This window comes from Sporosarcina saromensis (genome assembly GCF_054901285.1).
In genome coordinates this window covers 2,067,447-2,086,204 of sequence record NZ_CM142738.1, presented here as the reverse complement: position 1 = coordinate 2,086,204, position 18,758 = coordinate 2,067,447, and the positions used below count along the sequence as shown (strand labels likewise).

Here is an 18,758-nt window from a genome sequence, read left to right as displayed (position 1 = left end):
TACATGTTTTCCTACTATTCTACGTTATTTTACAAGTATACCTTTTTATTCGACAAAAAAATAGTGTCTCTACGTAAATTTCTGTAAACGAACCGTAGTCCCGTACACATATATCACGCAGAGTCAAGACGATGATCAGATAGTTTTGGTATTACATCGTAGCGTAGTCTGTGTAAAATTCATCTCTACTTCATTTTAGTTTCAACTATGCTATGATAGGAGGACAGACGTCAATATTTGAGCGGAGGATAACAGTGACTAACGAAGAAAGAATACAGCAATTGGCAATCGCCATCTATACCGTGAACCGACACGCCAAAACAGCTACGAATAATCGTGAGTTGTATACATTGAAAAACAAAGCGATTCAACAACTCCTTCGAAATGGGGATGCCCAAAAAATCGGTTTGCATTTTATTGAGAATCCTCAATTAAGCAAACAAAGCTCAACAGTGCTTGTGGCATGCAGTGATTTTCTCTTTCATACCTTACCAACAAAAGAAGACTTCACATCTCTCCCTCACCTCGGCAATCAAGACCAACAATTCCGAAACCCTCAAATCCATATGAATTTAAAAGCAGCTAAAGAATTGTTGCTTGCATTCATCGGAGAAGACTCTGTCGTACACCAAACTCCTCCTAAAAAAAGACCTGCAATAAAGGAACACAAAACCAAGCGAATGTCACATACACAATCCTTCCGTTCCTCTTATTTAGATGGGAAGTAAACGTAGGATCACCAAAGAGTTCACATTGCCTGACGAACATCAAACAGAAAGAAAAACGCGTAAAAGCAATCGGCCTGTTCCTTTGCTTTCACGCGTTTTTCTATTTTTCACTTATACAAACAGCATGCCACCCACTGTTTCTTGTACCTTTTACACCATCTATCAATTCTTATATTTCATAAATAACACTTGAGTACCTTTTTCTCCATACCCTTCCTCTATTAACTCTGCATATAAATCCTTTGCCATTTGAAGACCAGGAAGAGCTACTCCCATCCTATCAGCTTCCTCCAAAGCAATTTTCATATCTTTCACAAAATGCTTTACGTAAAAACCCGGCTCAAAATCTCCTTTTATGATTCGAGGAGCCAAATTGGACAATGACCAAGATCCCGCTGCACCTGTTGCAATGGACTGTAATACAGTATCTAAATCCAGACCCGCTTTCTTTCCATAGACGAGTGCTTCACAAACGCCAATCATGCCTGTCGCAATAGCGATTTGGTTACACATTTTTGTATGCTGGCCAGCCCCTGAAGGACCCTGATACACAATTTGCTTACCGAATCGTTGTAAGAAAGGTAGCGCCCTTTCGAACACTTCTTCAGCCCCTCCACACATAATGGAAAGTGTACCATTTTGTGCCCCAACATCTCCACCCGATACTGGCGCGTCTAGTGTAAACAAACCTCTTTCCCTCGCATCAGCATCCATGCGCTGTGCTAACGAAGGGCTGGAAGTTGTCATGTCAATAAACAAAGCTTGCGAATTGGCATTCTCTAAAATCCCGCCACTACCGTAAAACACTTCCTCCACATCAGTTGGATAACCGACCATCGAAAAGATAACGCTCGCCCCTTCAACCGCTTGCCCAACTGTTTCAGCCCATTTAGCCCCAAACTGAAGCAGTTCCTCCGCTTTTGCTTTTGTTCTCGTATAAACTGTGACATCATGTCCCGCTTGCAACAAATGCTTTACAATACTTTTACCCATTACACCCGTGCCAATGAACGCTAATTTTGCCTTCTCCAAGTTGACCCCTCCAATATATGTATTACTCTCATTATAAACAATGTTCAACAAAAAAGGAGGACAAAACCTGAAAAAGGTTCTGTCCTCAAAAGGGGGAAATGAGAATGTTGCTGTGTTCAATCATACTATGCCCTGATCATACAAAGGTTAAACCTATTTCGTAAAAAAGTTTTCCTTTATTTTTTCAAGTGCTTGTAAAAATGTGTTTTGCTCCAATTCTGAAGGGATATAGGCACCGTAACGAACATCATTGTAAAGTGTTACAACAAGTACTTCCTGCTTCCACCCCATTCTTGCAAACCATTCAGAGACAGTTTCACCTTGAAACCGAGAAAAATTGTACTTTTTTGCTTCTAACTCAAAACTTTCAAAAGCTTGTCTAACAACATCTCGCGCAATTGAATAATCATACGTCAGTTGACGATGAACCGTTTTATTTCTCTTCTTTCCTTTTGAAATGAAGGTATATGCTTCTTTCTTTTCGATGTGCATGTTTTGTCGTTTTCTTCGAAGCAGGTAAATTGTTGCAACGATTAATAAAGTTGCAACGACTGCAAACATGGCATACTCAAAAAGACTTCCATCTCCTCCGAAAACTTTTGCCTCTTCTTGCATTTCAAAATCAACGGCACTCGACTCATCTTCCAATTCGTCTTGAATTTTTGCAGCTTCACGGTTAATATACTCAAGAAACGGACTCGTCGCTTTACCGAACAGCGTGAACAATCCGTTGAATAAAAAACCCATTAACATGAATAATCCAAGACGCACAGGTTTCAAGCCAAATGCGATAAGTGCAAATACCGCACTGCCTAGCCCAATAATGGAGAAGAATATTCGATTGGCATCGACTAATTTAAAATTAGCTAATTTGCGGCTATTACTCCAAATCGTCAACATTCGCACAAAGAAATACAGAAATGTGATAACAAGATAGATGACAACCTGCTCCTGAATCCTAACTCCAGGGTTATCCATTGGAAACAATAACCGAACAAGAACTGTCAGTATGACAAATACAAATGTATTTACGAATAAAAACGGCCAACCATGAATGCGAGAACCATTAAAATTCCCTTGTATCCGCCACAATGCAAACAAGAATATAAACCAGCCGCTCATAAGCGGAACACCTGCAAACAAAACTAGCATCGTCAAACTTAAGGCCAAACCTATACCGAGCCCTATTGAATAATCACGCTTACTAAACAGGAAATAGCTTACAATGCCTCCAAATAACGCAATCAAGATCCATACAAACGCTACAACCGCATGAACTTCTTGTGAAAAGAAAGCAAAAATGTAAGCCAGGAGCGATAACTCAACAATCAATCGCTCGGAATTACTGAATCGGTTCCTGTCATCTTCAATTCTGGCTTCTCCCATTCATTTTCATCCCTTTCAAAAGAAGTATCGACTGTAACTGTATATCGTCTTTCCCATTGATGAACAATCCTTTGAAACCTTTCTTGAACATGAGAGATGAGTACAATCGTTGGAGAGAGCTGACCTGAACTCTCCATATGTTTCATCATCTCCTCAAAAGGCATTTTCGCATAACGATCTGAAATTTGCGCCATCATTTCCATTACCTCTTGAAAGTGTAATTTTCCAGAGCCACTTGGAATGAACAAGTAGGGTCTTCCTCCCAAAGTACGCAAATTAATGGCAACCGCATAAGGATCTCATTTTTCGTACAATAATCCGCATATGCGACAAGCCGTTCAATTTTTGCTTCAAAGTCATGATAACCTCGGTCTTTCTCAAGCGCGTTCATCATTAAAACAATCATTTGTGCACTAATTGGCTGAAATTCTTTCGTCTGCAGTTTTTGCATTCTCGCAGAAGCTGACCAGTGAATCTGATCAAATCGGTCATTGGGCATATAATCACGCGTACCGATCGGTTGGAAAGGATCAACAAACAATGACTGCCGTTGTTGAAATTCTCCTGGTTTAAAAGGTGATGGTGTCAGCTCTCTTCCTAACTTCGTAATTCTTGGGTACACGATACTTTGATAACTGACTGCATCTTTTAGTTCCATATTAACTGAACCATCCCCAAACATATGAGGTATTTCCAGCAACACTCTCGTAATTCTTGATTTGCCTCGTTTTTTCCCTTCTAATGGAATACGAATTTCTGTCCTTTCATGACGACCAATTGCGAAAGGAATATAAATATCATAGATTCCACTAAAGTTTTTCATTAACAAATTTTTCGGTGCAACCGCATCTTCCATTGACAAAATAAGTGTGCCGTTCCAAATAGGGACCCTACCGTTCTCAAATTCCATTATGAGTTCTTCGTCATGTCCGATTAAGATTCGTTTTTGTTTCGCTTTGAATCGAACCGTCAACCCCTCTCCAATTTTGGAGAAATAATAATTCTGAAAAGCCAACATTGCAAATACTGAAGCAAAACAAGCCGCTAGTGTAGATAAACCAAACACTGCACAGAGAAGAAATAATGTAAGTGTAAGGAGCATGCCGTTGTAGATCGCCTTGAACCCATGCTCATAGCGGATCCAATTCATCATACAGTCGCCTCAATGGGAGTAGTCACATGATTGACAATTTCATTTAACACTTCCTCTACCGAGCGTGTTAACATACCTTCTGTCGATAACTCCAGTCGATGCAATGCAGCAGGTGCCACAATCGCTTTGACATCATCCGGTGTAGCATACTTCCTGCCTTCTATATATGCTTTTGCTCTCGTGGCTTGTAGGATTGCAAGTGCAGCTCGTGAACTTAACCCAAGTTCCATCATAGGGTGTTCTCTTGTAGCTCGAACAATCTTTAGAATGTATCTTTCAATATCTTCATGGACAGTCACTTCTCCGGCTTCTTTTGCCCATTGACGGACAAGTTGAGCGTCGACAAGCGCTTTCGTTCGAATTTCGCCAGGTTTAGAACCATATTGGCGCAAAATCTCATGTTCTTCATCAAATGAAGGATAATCGATTGTCAATTTAAATAGAAAACGATCTAACTGAGCAGCCGGTAACGGAAAAGTTCCCTGCTGAGATTCAATAGGATTTTGTGTGGCAATGACCATGAATGGAGTAGGCAATTCAATCGTTTCTCCATCAATCGTTACCTGCTTCTCTTCCATAGCTTCCAACAAACTTGACTGTGTACGCGGGGTCGCTCGATTCACTTCATCCGCTAAAAGGATATTCGCTTGTACAGGTCCTGCTTTTAAGACAAATTCCTGTGTTTGTGGATTAAAAAATCGAATGCCTGTCACATCGGACGGTAGTACATCCGGGGTGAACTGAACACGTTTAAAAATTCCTTTGAATGTATTGGCAAAACTTTTTGCCATCATTGTCTTACCGGAACCCGGCACACTTTCAAGCAACACATGCCCTCCTTGTAAAAGGGCAATTAACAATAAATCAAATTCCTTTTCTCTCCCCACGACCGCTTCATTCAATTCTTCTCGAAACTCTTGTAACGTCACCATTTTACATAATCCTCCCTATTCCCCTAATCATCTATTATTCCGGCAACTCGCCGATTGTTTGGAGCGCATTCAATAAACGATCAAGTTCTTCACTCACTTCAATCGTTTCTTTAGAAGATATCCCCTTTTCTAACGCTATCGCACTCAACTGTTGACGCGTCAATTCGATTTGTTCTTCCAATATACAACTCATGCGCTAGCCTCCCGAGAATAATAGTTTTAAAAGTCTAGTATAACCTATTTTACAAATAATTAGAAACGTTTTAACAATCCCGATGTTTCTTATGAAATTGCACAATTTTTTGAGTGAAAACCTTTACGAATTGAACATTTTAAGGCACACTATAAAAGATAATCTGTTTAAGGAGCTGGCGAACTATGAAAATCGCAGAAGTTGGCAACATTATAGAATTCAGAGATGGTTTACAAGGGATTGTTGAAAAAGTAAATGAAAACTCTGTCATTGTCGATTTGACATTCATGGAAAACTTCGATGAACTTGAGCTGGAAGAAAAAACAGTTGTCAACCATAAACGGTATACAATTATTCATGGAACTGATCAGTGAAACGTTTCAGCCAATGATACGTCCAATTAGTAAATGGGAGGGATTATGAATGAAGATTAAATGTAAAATTTTATACACCGGGCTTGCCGCAACCCTACTCCTTGCAGCATGCGGTACAGAAAGCAACAATGAAGAACCCGCTAAAGAAAAACAAGAACAGTCGGTCAATCCTTCAGAGGAAAGTTCGACTGATGAGAGTACGACAACTGACGGTACCGAGGAAAGTGGTAGCGACGATTCAGAAACTTCTTCTTCGGACTCTTCCGATGCGCTGGCAGATGCTACGTTGACAGAAAGCGATGAACAACCCTATGCACTTAAAGTGTTACCTGGCTACACATTAACAAGTGAAGAGCCTGGCCGAGATAGCTTGTACTCAAATACCAATGAGTCAGCGTTTATGCGCATTGAAACTAAAACTGCAGAAGATGGCTTGTATGATTACCTTGCGGAAAATATGCAAGAAGTTTTAAAAGCCTCAAGTGATGGAGTTGAACCCGAAGAAGTGAAAGATGTCTACACTAACTCCAACGAGGGTGTGTCAAACGTTCAAGCTTTTAAAGTAGAAACCGCTACAGGTCCCGTCACAGGAGTGCTTTTTGAAAAAGGGGATATGATTGTCAGATTGACAATTTTTGATGCTCAAGATGGAGAATTTACAAATGATTTTCTAAAAATGGGCGAAACCATTCAATGAATAAAGGAAAGCCGGACAGTCACATCATAGTGGCTGTCCGGCTTTTTAAGTATGATTAATAATAAGTTCAACTTTAAGATAAATCCCTAACTGATAAGCCTAATTTTTTTATAAGATGAATTGCATGTTCTTGTTCTTCAGCACTAAGTGTCGACATGATTCCAGCAATATTCTCTTCATGGGAGGGAAAGATCTCTTCAATTAACGCTGTACCTGCTGGTGTAATCGACATATACGTAATTCTTTTATCCTCCATACTGGAAACCCTTTCAAGGAGTCCTCTTTTTTCAAGCTTATCTACAACATATGTCATAGACCCACTTCGTAATAAAATTTTTTGACCAATTTTTTGAATAGGCTGCCTTCCTTTGTGATGCAACAATTCTAATACCGCAAATTCAGTTGGATTTAAATCATAGGTTTCAATTAACTTGTTCGCTTCTTCCAAGACGACTTTGCTTGCCCTCGAAAGGACAATAAATAACTTTAATGCACGCGCCGTATCCTTACCATTCGCCATTATTCAAATTCACCTTCTATTATTCCTTAACTCTGTGACACTATTATACTGTTCAGTTGAAGGAAGTGTCAAAATATCCATTGTTATGAAACAATCGTCCGTTTGCAATTCATCATTTCGTTAGCAGCCTCATTCTTTTTTGGCAATGTCAACACGAATTTTGTCCCGATTTCCAGCTGACTTTCTACCGCAATCGTTCCTCCATGCTCTTCTACTGTCTTCAAGACGAATGGTAAACCTAAACCTGTACCACCAGGCTTTGAGCTAAAAAAGGGCATGAAAATTTGATTCACTTGATGCAAGGTCATTCCTTTCCCTGTATCTTTAATTGTCAACATTATTTTTTTGTCTTCTTCTGAAAGCTGAATTGTCAAAATCCCACCGTGTTCCATCGATTCCAGGGCATTCTTGAAAAGATTCAATAAGACTTGTTTAAATTTATCTGGATCACCATACAGAAGTGGACTTTCCTTTACACGAATATCGGTATCAATTTCAATTCCTTCCATAAGTGCTTTTGGTTGTAACACTCCCACCATTTCATCTACTAGAATTTCCAGTGAAAAAATACTCTTCTTCTTCACAGACGGTTTTGACAGCACTAGCATTTCTCCCAGAATCGATTCCATCCGATCGATTTCATCTTCAATAACGGATATATACCGTTTTGAATCGTCTGAAGCGGATGCTTTTAATAACTGTGTAAATCCTTTTAACGTTGTAATCGGGTTACGAATTTCATGCGCAATGCTCGCTGCAATCTGACCAACAGCTGATAGAGATCCTGAATGTGCCAATTGGACTTGAAGGTTCTCTTTTTCAGTTGAATCGGCCATTTGGATAATATACATATTTGTTTCTTGATCGTAATACGTAGTAATATGATAATGACGTGTATCTTCCTGTGTCCGTTGGTACGATTTAAATGTTTCTACACAACCTTGTCTTTTCACAGCTTCACATATTTCCGCAAAGTCATTGGTATTTCTAGAATCGATGATGGAGAGGACTGTAGAAATGTTTTCGCCAATCAGATCTTCTCGGCTTCGGTTGATGAAAACAGTATGCATGGCGTTAACGTCCCTAATGATTCCCTCCTGGTCCACGAGGAGGATGAAGTTGGATGATTGGTTAAATGCATTAACATATGTTTTCATTGAGGGGAGCATTTGCAGATGAACAGCATCAAACATCACGATCATTTTATTAACATCAGGAACAAAGAGTAACTGCATATCCACAGGATGCTTTTCGGTAAACATGACTTTCTTCGGCATCGTTTCCATCATCATGCATCCTGATCGTTTAGCTTTACGTGTGAATTTTTCGAAAGCTTCATACGATGATGCATCTAGTAATTGGACGATATTTTGATTCGTAACACTGTCAAAAGACAATTTGAATGCTTCGTTTTCATACAGGACGTTTCCATCCATATGCAAAATGAGACCCGGTCGAAGGCTGTCATCCACTAGGAACGACAAATTTTTTCTCGTTTTTTCAAGATCACTCAATTTGATACCTCCTATGTCATTTGTAGACAATATGAGCAATGAATAGATTTGATGAGAAGAAATACAATTTTAGTAATTATCTTTATTTTTGATTATTTCATATTCCGCCACACATTAAAATAGTCCCATTTAACTAATTACACGTATCAAGACACACATCTTAAATACTACTAGAAAAGGTGAAAAAACATGAATATTGTCCTTACCACTTTAAACGCTAAGTATATTCATACGAATTTAGCCATCCGTTCCTTAAAGGCGTTTGCACAACCAGAGTATGAACCAATACTTACGGAGTACACAATTAAAGATCCCATTTTAAATATTGTAGCAGATATCCATCATAAAAAACCAAAAATTGTCGGATTCAGCTTATATATTTGGAATATAGAGGAATCCTTAAAAGTAATTCGAACGTTGAAAAAGACGAACCCAGATTTAATTATCATTGCGGGCGGACCTGAAGTCACATATGATTACGATAAATGGTTGGAAAAAGTTCCCGAAATCGATGTAATTGTTATTGGAGAAGGCGAAAGAACATTTAAACAATTGTTAGATTACTACGCAGGTAAAATGGATTTAACAGAAGTCCAAGGGATTGCCTACATAGAAAATGGTATCTTCAAAGCAACTCCTCCTGGACCAAAGCTCGACTTACGTGAAGTACCTTCACCATTTAGGTTTCATGAAGACTTACCCCACCTCAGTAACCGTGTCACCTACATCGAAACAAGCAGAGGATGTCCGTTTTCTTGTCAGTTCTGTTTATCGTCAATCGAAGTTGGCGTTCGGTATTTCAATCGGGAGGCAATTAAAGACGATATTCGATATTTAATGAAAAATGGAGCGAAAACAATCAAATTCGTTGACCGCACATTCAATATTAGTCGAAGCTATGCGATGGAAATGTTTCAGTTTTTAATTGATGAACATGTGCCAGGTACGGTTTTTCAATTTGAGATTACAGGTGACATTATGCGCCCTGAAGTCATCAATTTCTTAAATGAGAATGCCCCTGCCGGTCTATTCCGATTTGAAATTGGTGTCCAATCGACAAACGATTTGACGAATGAATTAGTGAAGCGACGACAAAATTTTGAAAAGCTTTCTCGAACAGTCACAATGGTAAAAGAAGGAGGAAAGATCGCACAACACTTAGATTTGATTGCCGGGTTGCCTGAAGAAGATTACAACTCCTTTAGACGTACATTTAATGATGTATTCGCGATGCGTCCCGAAGAACTGCAGCTAGGTTTCCTTAAGCTGTTGCGCGGAACAGGGTTACGAATCCAAGCGGAACAATACGGTTATACGTATATCGATGAGGCACCCTATGAAATCCTTTCGAATAATGTGTTAACGTTCGATGAGATTCTTCGAATTAAACAGACCGAAGACGTACTCGAAAAATATTGGAATGACAATCGTATGCCACGAACAATCGAGTATATTGTTTCTCATGTATTCGAGACACCGTTTGACTTCTTCCAACAATTCGGGACCTACTGGGAGACGCGTGGCTGGTCAAGAATCGGGCATCAGTTGCAAGACCTCTACACACGTCTCCAAGCATTTTTAGAGGAGACTGAACGAGGGGACATGAACATCATCCGTAGTCTCATGAAAATCGATTATTTAGCTCACCATTCGTTCCAACCGCGTCATATTTGGTGGGATGTAGAGCTTGATGCCAATGAATTAACTAGTCTTGAACAACGTATTTTACAAGATGAGCATTATCTTAAAGACATCGTCACGCCCACACGTTTAACTGAACGCAATATCCGTAAACATACGTTCATCACACCGATCAATGTACGACCAAATGGAGATGATGCAATGGAGTACAGCATGGAAAAAGGCTACTTAATAACCTTCTTTTGCCGTGGACATAAACCACAATTCCGTTTTATGCGTGAATCAATTCGTTCAACTGATAAAATAGCCATGGACTCGATTACAGTCCGATAAAAAACGCGTGCGACCGGATAACGGTCCACGCGTTTTTTTATTATTTCCCTCATCCAATAATGACTCGTTCTTTTGGATACGTATAAGGTCTTTTATTCGTCTTTCCACCTAATGTATATAAGAACGAAATAAGTCCCACTCGTCCGATAAACATTAAAATCATGATAATTACTTTACCGACAACGGATAAATCAGATGTAATACCAAGTGACATCCCACACGTACCGAACGCGGATGTGATTTCAAACAACAATGCGACTACCGGGATATTCTTTTCAGTTACGAGCAATATTAACAATGCAGTCATGACCATCATTGCCGCAAGAAGGATGACAGCATATGATCGATACACGTCCACAAGCTTCACTTCACGCCTAAAGATATTGATGACGTTATTTCCACGTGCAAAGTTTATGAGGAATAATATAGCGATTGCAAACGTCGTCGTTCGAATTCCGCCTCCCACTGAGCTTGGAGAAGCACCGATGAACATTAACGATGAAATGAAAATATCTGTCGCATCACTAAATTTTGTAATATCATACGTCGTCAATCCTGCTGACCTTGCCGATACTGAATGAAAGAGAGACGTAAATATCTTTTCATGCCATGTCATTCCTTTAAATGAATGAAATGATTCCAAAATGAAAATCATAATTGCGCCCCAAACAAGCAACAATCCGAATGTCGCCGTAGTAATTTTCGTAAATAACGAAAAGCGGAAGTTTGGAACTTTTTTAGAAAAATACCCTTTCACTTCAATAAGGACAGGAAAACCGATCGCCCCAAGAATGATGAGCACCATTATGACGGACTGAACAAAATAATCATTATAGTAGGGATGTAAGGATGCTCCTGTAATGTCAAAACCGGCATTTGTCGTTGCAGACACGGACATAAACATCCCGTTAAGCAACGCTTCACTAAATGTGTCATAAAAACGCATAATGTATAACGTTAAAATGACACCACCCGTAATTTCGATAATGAAAATAATCCCAACAATTTGTTTTATGAGTTGCACAACACCAGCAAATGAATATTGGTTATGATCGACCATTATTAATTGACGTTCCCGCAAGCCAATTCTCTTTTTCACGAGAAGCCAGAAAAATGTACCTATCGACATAATACCGATTCCACCTAATTGCAGCACAAGCATTAACATACAGAGACCGAAAACGGTATAAGTATCCCCTATGCTGATGGGTGTTAAGCCTGTTACACTGACAGCACTGACAGCGGTGAAAAGACTATCAATAAAGCTAACTTTAACGCCAGGCAAATAGACACCAGGCAAATTCAGTAATAAAAATGAACAAGCAATTGCCAAAAAATAATAAAATACGATTACTTGCGCAGGGGTGAATCTATGCAAACTCTCCTTTGTAAGCTTCTTCATGCCATCAGTACCTTTCTTTGTAGAAGGAATCATCTATCTAGTTTAGAGAACTTTACCTAAAAAAGAAAGGATTGCGGTATCCCAACACGTTCATCCTTCAAAAAGTCCTTTTTCACTGTACGCAAACAGTGGGTGTAAAGTTTCAAAAAATCCATCCACAGACATAAAAATGATTATCTCAAATGTCTCTTTGCAACGCAATCATTTTTTAACTCGATAATTAGACAAAGAAAAAGCCGATACACCTCTTAAGATGTACCAGCTCTTAACCATTATGCCTTTTTACGCTTTGTCGCGAGTGCAGTCAAATAACCGAAAAGAACAATCGCTCCAAGGACAGTCCAGAAAATGACCTTCCAAAGTGTTGAATGCGGGAATGCCGTATCAATGATCGCTAATTTTTCATGTCCTAATGCAAGGACTGCCAATTTGACGCCTACCCACCCAACAATAATAAATGCCGTTGTTTCCAGTACTGGATATTTTTCAATAAGGATGACAAACTGTCTAGCCGCAAATCGGATTAAGACGAGGCCGACAATACCACCAATCAACATGACGGTGAACTGACCACCATTAATGCCACCGATATGAAAATCACCAAGTTCAGGTAAGGTCACTGCCAACGCTACAGCAGCAAGCATTGAATCGAGCGCGAAAGCGATATCCGCCAACTCAACTTTCAGCACCGTCATCCAAAAGCCAGATTGTTTCCGTGGTTTCTTGGTCGCATGGCCGTCTGCACCTTTCCCTTTATCCATTAAACTCTTAATGGCGATGAACAATAGATAGGCTGCTCCTAACGCTTGAATCTGCCAGATATTCACCAAAAACGTAATCATGAACAATGCCGCGAAACGGAAAACAAATGCTCCAAGCAATCCGTAAAACAACGCTTTCTTCTGTTGGTCTTTTGGCAAGTGTTTCACCATAACCGCCATAACAACTGCATTATCAGCTGCCAATAGACCTTCTAAAAAGATCAAAACGACTAGCACCCATGCGTATTCCAATAAAATTGCTTCCAACTAAATTTCCTCCTTATTTTCACAAAATAAAAAACCCTCACCTAATAAAGGCAAAGGTCTCGCTAAGTCAGAAATTTTCAAAACGAAAAATCCAGCTATCATAACCGATGGACAACGCCCATGTATTGACGACTATGAAATAGGTTTCCCTATAGCTACTCCCCTTTGACAACCGTCAAAAGAAATTTAATTAAGTTGCTGAGTGCTCTCCTATCATTATATCACTAATCGTTTTCGAGGACAATTACTTACGAAAAAAAATCACAGTTCTTTCCACCTCACTTTCTAAGATGAATTGAAACACCGATACCGTCGATTCTGCTTATAGTCTTTCAAAAAGAATACTTACACTTCTAATTCATTAAAAAACCCTCGGAAGCTACCTTTGAGCAAGCTTCCAAGGATTTCATTCATTCAGGTTCAACTGCGCGCCTTCTCGTCTGGCGATCGAACAAACTATAAATGATGGGTACAATATAGAGTGTCAAAAATGTCGAACTGATCAATCCACCGATGACCGCAATCCCCATCGGTTGGTTCATCTCTGTCCCTTCTCCTAACCCGAGTGCTAATGGGAACAATCCTAAAATGGTCGTCAAAGCAGTCATCAAAATCGGCCTTACACGGTCCCTTACTGAAGCGATGATTGCATCATAGGATGACATGCCCGCTTCCTTCCGTTGATTAATATAATCAACAAGGACAATTCCGTTATTGACGACAATTCCAACGAGTACAAGCACCCCGATTACCGCTGTCACACTGATTGGGGTAGACGTTACGAAAAGTCCTAACGCCACACCGATAACCATTAACGGCACAGAAAACATAATGACAAATGGATACTTGAACGATTCAAACTGAGCAGCCATAACAATGTACACTAACACGACAGCCAACACGATTGCTAATAACATGTCATTGATCGCACTCTCAAACAGTTCTCTGTCTCCCCCATAAGCCATTTCAGTCTCATTAGGTAAATCAATTTTGTCAATGAGCGTATTCACTTCTGCAGTCATTTCACCTAATGATAAAGAGGATTCGTATTTGACATCAAATGTTACTGAATGCGCTTGGTCGACCCGTTGGATGGACACCGGACCTTCAGCGACTGAAATGGTCGCAACATCTTTCAAAAGAACGAATTGCCCCGTTTGCGTTAGTAATTTAATATTTTCCAACGCCTCAATACTGTCCCGAAATTGTTCATCATACTTCACCAAAACAGAAACGACGTCTTCTTTGTCATCTACAAACTGTGTAGCAAAAGCACCACGAGTAATCGTATTGACGGTTTGAGCAATTTGATAAGGTGCAAGTCCTTGTTCAAATGCTTTCTCACGATTGACGTCAATATGGATTTCTTGTATCGTGTCTTGCAAATTATTAGAGACTTCTAATACGCCATCCATCCTTTGCAGCTCATCATTCAGTTTGACAACAGAACTGTTTAGCCGCTCTTCATTCGTATCTTGCAATGAAAACGACAAGGTGTTCGGACTGGATCCAGCAGCCGTTTGCATATTGAAGCTAACGCTTGCATCTTCGCCTACTAGGTCCAAAACTTCCGGTTGTACATCATCTACAAATTCAAACACAGACCGTTCTCGATCTTCCATAGGAACAAGTTTGACATACATTTCAGCAGTGTTGGATTCGGAACCCCCTTGTGCCATACTTTGCTGTGTTCCCCCGACTAGACTGACATACACCTCAATGTCTTCTTCCTTTTTCAACCTTGTCTCAATCTTTTCAACAACCTCATTTGTGGATGAAAGTGCTGAACCATTTGGCAAATCGATTGCAATACTGAAGAACCCTTCATCTGTTGCAGGTAGAAATTCTGTTCCAACTTTGAATAAGCTAAAACCACTTCCAGCGAGTAACAATACTGTCATCGTCAATACGATCGCACGATGTTTTAATGACCACTTCACAGATCGCTCGAAATTGTTTACTGTTTTAGAACGCCGTCTCCTTGCTTCCAAGTTCTTGCGTGGCTTCTTTAACATTCGACTAGCCATCATTGGTACTACCGTCAAAGCAACGACAAGCGAAGCAAACAAACTAAAGGAAATCGTCAAAGCGAACTCTGTAAAGATTTGTCCGATCAATCCGCTAATAAAAATGACTGGAACGAATACAGCTAACGTCGTTAATGTCGAAGCCGTAATGGCCCCACTAATTTCCTTCGCCCCATCTCGAGCAGCTTCCACTCGATCTTTCCCCATTGCCAAATGCCGTTCAATGTTTTCGATGACAACAATGGCGTTATCTACAAGCATTCCGATGCCAAGCGCCAATGCACCAAGCGTCATAATATTTAGCGAAAAATCGGCAAAAAACATGAGCACGAATGTGACAATGACCGAATAAGGTATCGCCACTCCTATAATAATCGGGCTTTTAATGCCTCGTAAAAATAAAAACAGAATGACCATTGCAAACAAACCACCAAGAAGTAAAGATTGGCCGATATTCCCAATTGCCAACTTGACATAATCCCCTTGGTCAAACAAAATGTCCGCTTCAATGTCCTTAAAGTTCTCTTTTGCAAGCAATGCATCCAGCGATTCCTTGAAAGCTGTCGATACTGTCGCTGTATTCGCACCTGACTCCTGCAATACAGACATGAGCACTGCTTGTTCATCATTCGCTCTCGTTTCAGATGTTGCTTTCGGTTCAACAAGCGCAACATCTGCAACATCTGCAACTTTTACTTTCTTACCTGTTAACGGATCCATGTTAATCAGTACATTACGAATATCTTCGACAGACGTTAACGAGCTGAGAATCCGAGTCGTCAATTGTTTTCCATCATCCGTTTCAATTTGCTCACCTGGCATCGATACATTATTTGCCTGGATTGCTTGCACGACATCCGATTGGACAAGTCCGTAACTGCCTAATTTGTTCTGGTCAAGTACTACTTGGACTTCTTCCACTAATTTGCCGGATACCGTTACACTCGCAACACCTTCCGTCCGGCGTAATTCTTTCTCAAGTTGCTCCGCAAGATTCCGAATATCCGCATCCTCAGCCGAAGTCCGTAACGATAACTGAATGACAGGAAATTGCGACGGATCAAATTTCATAAACCGTGGAGCATTTGAACCTTCCGGAATTGGCACTTGATCAATCCGCTGTAAAATATCTAGCTGCACATCATCAATCTTTGTAGACCAATCAAACATTAATAAAATGAAATTCGCACCTTCCTGAGACGAAGATTGCATCGATTTCAATCCAGGTGCTGTTGATAAACTATCTTCTAACGGTTTCGTCAACTTTTCACTTACTTCAGTTGAAGAAGCCCCAGGATAATTTGTTACCACAACCGCTACAGGAGGATTTAATTCTGGAATTAATGTCACTGGAATTTTTAAAAAAGATACCGCTCCCAGAATAATGACAAGAAACATCGTCACAATCGTAAAGACCGGTCTCTTTATTGCAAAATTACTGATCTTCATGCGCCCATTCCTTTCTACATCACCACATCACTATATCCATCATATTGAATGTAGTTATGAACATCAAACACGAACTCTCACCATCCCCTAACTCTCTTCTCAAAATTCCATCACTCTGTCACACATCCCCTAACCAAACAAACTTCAAACAAGTCACTCACCAACTCACTTACCTCTGTTCGCCATATATCTTCAGAGAACGCAGCATTCTTCACCCGTTTGCCGCATAAATCCCTAGAACGCGGCATTTCTTTCCCTGTTCGCGGCATAAATCCCCAGAACGCAGCATTCTTCCCTCGTTCGCAGCATAAATTCCCAGAACGCCGCATTACCTCCCCATTCGCCGCATAAATCCGCAAAACGCCGCAATCTCCACCCACTTCGCCGCAAAAAATCCACTAAACAAAAATTCCCCATACCTAAAACATAAAACCCTAATTTGTCAAAACCCATTTTAGCGCGTCTGCTACTTCCTAACACTTCAAGCTATCCACGGAACAATTATGCTGGCCAAATATGTAAACTAACTTTACCTTCGGCGAATGTCTTTCCTCTAAACAAAGCAACCCATCTGAACGCGGCATATTTCCCCCGTTCGCCGCATAAATCCGCAAAACGCCGCATTCTCCTCCCAGTTCGCCGCATAACTCCGCAAAACGCCGCATTCTCCTCCCCATTCGCCGCATAACCCCGCAAAACGCAGCATTCTCCCCTCAACCAAAAAAGCCGAATAGACTCATTTCAAAGTCTATCCAGCCAAACCTAATCCTTATAACAAATTGTACAATCGAATATCTGGATACTTATCACCGAACCAGCGGAGTGCAAAATCATTCTCGAACAAAAAGACGAGATTGTCGTATCGATCCTTCACGAGCATCGACCGTTGTCCTGTCATCGAATCTTTCACGTCACTTTCATTCTCAATCCAACGCGCCACCTTTGAACCAATATGTTCCATATGCACTTCAACGTTATATTCGTTCTTCATACGATGTTCGAACACTTCAAACTGTAGTTGACCGACTGCGCCTAACAGCACTTCTTCGGTATGCAGCGTCTTGTAATATTGAATAGCCCCTTCTTGCACAAGCTGAAGAATCCCTTTATGGAAATGCTTTGATTTCATAACGTTTTTGGCCGTCACACGAACAAATAGTTCAGGCGTAAACTGTGGCAATGCTTCAAATTGGAAGTTTGACTTTCCACCAACAACTGTATCACCAATTTGATAGTTCCCTGTATCATATAAGCCGATAATGTCACCTGCAACCGCTTCATTCACCGTTTCACGGTCATCCGCGAGAAATTGCGTCGTTTGCGTCAACTTCACTGTTTTTGAAATTCGAGGAATGGTGACGGACATACCTCTTTCAAAACTTCCTGAAACAATCCGGACAAACGCGATTCGATCTCTGTGCGCGGGGTTCATATTCGCCTGAATCTTGAAGATAAAGCCTGAAAACTCTTCAGCCTTTGGATCCACTGCCTGTTCATCTTTCGTCATTCTCGGCTGTGGTGAAGGCGCAAACTTTAAGAACGTTTCCAAGAATGTTTGCACCCCGAAGTTCGTCAGCGCGCTGCCGAAAAATACAGGTGTTAATTCACCTTTTGCAACACGTTCAGTATCGAACTCGTTCCCTGCTTCATTCAACAGTAAGACATCTTCAAGCGCTTGCTTGTAATAGGACGTCTCTGTCATCGGATGTTCAACCGCAAGCTCACCGTCTTCATTTAACGGAAGAAAATGACTTTCCCCTTCAACACGCGCTTGCTCAATTCGTTGATTGTAACGATCGTACACGCCAATAAATTCTTTCCCCATCCCGATAGGATAATTCATTGCGTACGACTCGATTCCTAACACTTCTTCAAGCTCTTCCATCAATTCTAACGGCTCTTTCCCTTGTCGGTCCATTTTGTTCATGAACGTAAAGATCGGAATGCCTCTCATCCGACAAACTTTAAACAATTTGATCGTCTGTGGCTCGATCCCTTTTGCCGAATCGACCATCATGACAGCTGCATCTACCGCCATTAATGTACGGTACGTGTCTTCACTGAAATCTTCATGGCCAGGGGTATCCAAAATATTTACTCGTTTACCATCATAGTCAAATTGTAAAACAGAAGACGTTACCGAAATTCCCCGTTGTTTTTCAATTTCCATCCAGTCGGAAGTGGCATATTTACCGGTTTTCTTCCCTTTTACAGTCCCCGCATCACGAATAGCTCCACCGAAGTAAAGCAGTTTTTCAGTCATCGTCGTTTTCCCGGCATCTGGATGCGAGATAATCGCAAATGTCCGCCGGGATAAAATTTCATCATGTATCGATTTTTGCATATAAA

16 protein-coding genes are annotated in these 18,758 nt (G+C 40.5%); 4 read left to right on the top strand and 12 right to left on the bottom strand.

The genetic code is table 11. From position 1 onward, the window contains the following. Positions 1 to 254 precede the first annotated feature (254 nt). Positions 255 to 728 carry a YkyB family protein gene (locus ACVHUV_RS10510; RefSeq protein WP_462084582.1) on the top strand — a complete coding sequence of 158 codons (474 nt, stop codon included), beginning with the start codon at positions 255 to 257 and terminating at the stop codon, positions 726 to 728. A 162-nt stretch (positions 729 to 890) separates the two neighbouring features. On the opposite strand, the gene ACVHUV_RS10505 is transcribed toward ACVHUV_RS10510, so the two are convergent. The 6 genes from ACVHUV_RS10505 to ACVHUV_RS10480 form a co-directional block, all read right to left on the bottom strand. Further along, positions 891 to 1,760, bottom strand: a complete 870-nt coding sequence (locus ACVHUV_RS10505) for an NAD(P)-dependent oxidoreductase (protein WP_462084581.1) — start codon at positions 1,758 to 1,760, stop codon at positions 891 to 893. A gap of 153 nt (positions 1,761 to 1,913) precedes the next feature. Next, complete coding sequence (locus ACVHUV_RS10500; RefSeq protein WP_462084580.1) at positions 1,914 to 3,146, bottom strand: hypothetical protein; 1,233 nt, start codon at positions 3,144 to 3,146, stop codon at positions 1,914 to 1,916. Further along, positions 3,089 to 3,343, bottom strand: coding sequence for a hypothetical protein (locus ACVHUV_RS10495; RefSeq protein ID WP_462084579.1), 255 nt, complete (start codon positions 3,341 to 3,343; stop codon positions 3,089 to 3,091). The genes ACVHUV_RS10500 and ACVHUV_RS10495 overlap by 58 nt, the downstream gene beginning before the upstream one ends. Before the next feature lie 5 nt (positions 3,344 to 3,348). Then, complete coding sequence (locus tag ACVHUV_RS10490) at positions 3,349 to 4,299, bottom strand: DUF58 domain-containing protein (protein WP_462084578.1); 951 nt, start codon at positions 4,297 to 4,299, stop codon at positions 3,349 to 3,351. Beyond that, positions 4,296 to 5,231, bottom strand: coding sequence for an AAA family ATPase (locus tag ACVHUV_RS10485; RefSeq protein WP_462084577.1), 936 nt, complete (start codon positions 5,229 to 5,231; stop codon positions 4,296 to 4,298). The genes ACVHUV_RS10490 and ACVHUV_RS10485 overlap by 4 nt, the downstream gene beginning before the upstream one ends. A 34-nt stretch (positions 5,232 to 5,265) precedes the next feature. Then, the gene (locus ACVHUV_RS10480; protein WP_462084576.1) at positions 5,266 to 5,424 is read right to left on the bottom strand and encodes a Spo0E family sporulation regulatory protein-aspartic acid phosphatase; all 159 of its coding nucleotides are present in this window, start codon (positions 5,422 to 5,424) and stop codon (positions 5,266 to 5,268) included. A gap of 185 nt (positions 5,425 to 5,609) precedes the next feature. Between ACVHUV_RS10480 and ACVHUV_RS10475 the strand changes: the two genes are divergently transcribed. Next, complete coding sequence (locus ACVHUV_RS10475) at positions 5,610 to 5,798, top strand: YkvS family protein (protein WP_462084575.1); 189 nt, start codon at positions 5,610 to 5,612, stop codon at positions 5,796 to 5,798. Positions 5,799 to 5,847: 49 nt separating this feature from the next. Next, on the top strand, positions 5,848 to 6,495 hold the full coding sequence (locus ACVHUV_RS10470; protein ID WP_462084574.1) for a hypothetical protein: 648 nt from the start codon (positions 5,848 to 5,850) through the stop codon (positions 6,493 to 6,495). Between the two features lie 73 nt (positions 6,496 to 6,568). Here the strand turns inward: ACVHUV_RS10470 and ACVHUV_RS10465 are convergent, their stop codons facing one another. Next, positions 6,569 to 7,015: a MarR family winged helix-turn-helix transcriptional regulator gene (locus ACVHUV_RS10465; protein WP_317941828.1), complete on the bottom strand. Its 447-nt coding sequence runs from the start codon at positions 7,013 to 7,015 to the stop codon at positions 6,569 to 6,571. Between the two features lie 83 nt (positions 7,016 to 7,098). Next, positions 7,099 to 8,529: an ATP-binding protein gene (locus ACVHUV_RS10460; RefSeq protein WP_462084573.1), complete on the bottom strand. Its 1,431-nt coding sequence runs from the start codon at positions 8,527 to 8,529 to the stop codon at positions 7,099 to 7,101. A gap of 189 nt (positions 8,530 to 8,718) precedes the next feature. On the opposite strand from ACVHUV_RS10460, the gene ACVHUV_RS10455 reads away from it, so the two are divergent. Next, positions 8,719 to 10,503 carry a B12-binding domain-containing radical SAM protein gene (locus tag ACVHUV_RS10455; RefSeq protein WP_462084572.1) on the top strand — a complete coding sequence of 595 codons (1,785 nt, stop codon included), beginning with the start codon at positions 8,719 to 8,721 and terminating at the stop codon, positions 10,501 to 10,503. Positions 10,504 to 10,552: 49 nt separating this feature from the next. Here ACVHUV_RS10455 and ACVHUV_RS10450 read toward each other — a convergent pair whose 3' ends face one another. From ACVHUV_RS10450 to ACVHUV_RS10435, 4 genes are all read right to left on the bottom strand, one after another. Continuing rightward, positions 10,553 to 11,905 (bottom strand): TrkH family potassium uptake protein, encoded by a 1,353-nt coding sequence (locus ACVHUV_RS10450; protein WP_317941956.1) that lies wholly within the window; start codon positions 11,903 to 11,905, stop codon positions 10,553 to 10,555. A 272-nt stretch (positions 11,906 to 12,177) separates the two neighbouring features. Beyond that, on the bottom strand, positions 12,178 to 12,933 hold the full coding sequence (locus ACVHUV_RS10445; protein ID WP_462084571.1) for a MeeY/MeeF family manganese export membrane protein: 756 nt from the start codon (positions 12,931 to 12,933) through the stop codon (positions 12,178 to 12,180). A gap of 410 nt (positions 12,934 to 13,343) precedes the next feature. Then, a complete protein-coding gene (locus tag ACVHUV_RS10440; RefSeq protein ID WP_462084570.1) occupies positions 13,344 to 16,409 on the bottom strand; it encodes an efflux RND transporter permease subunit in 3,066 nt (1,021 codons plus the stop codon). A 769-nt stretch (positions 16,410 to 17,178) separates the two neighbouring features. Further along, on the bottom strand, positions 17,179 to 18,753 hold the full coding sequence (locus ACVHUV_RS10435; RefSeq protein WP_317941834.1) for a peptide chain release factor 3: 1,575 nt from the start codon (positions 18,751 to 18,753) through the stop codon (positions 17,179 to 17,181). Positions 18,754 to 18,758: the final 5 nt, after the last annotated feature.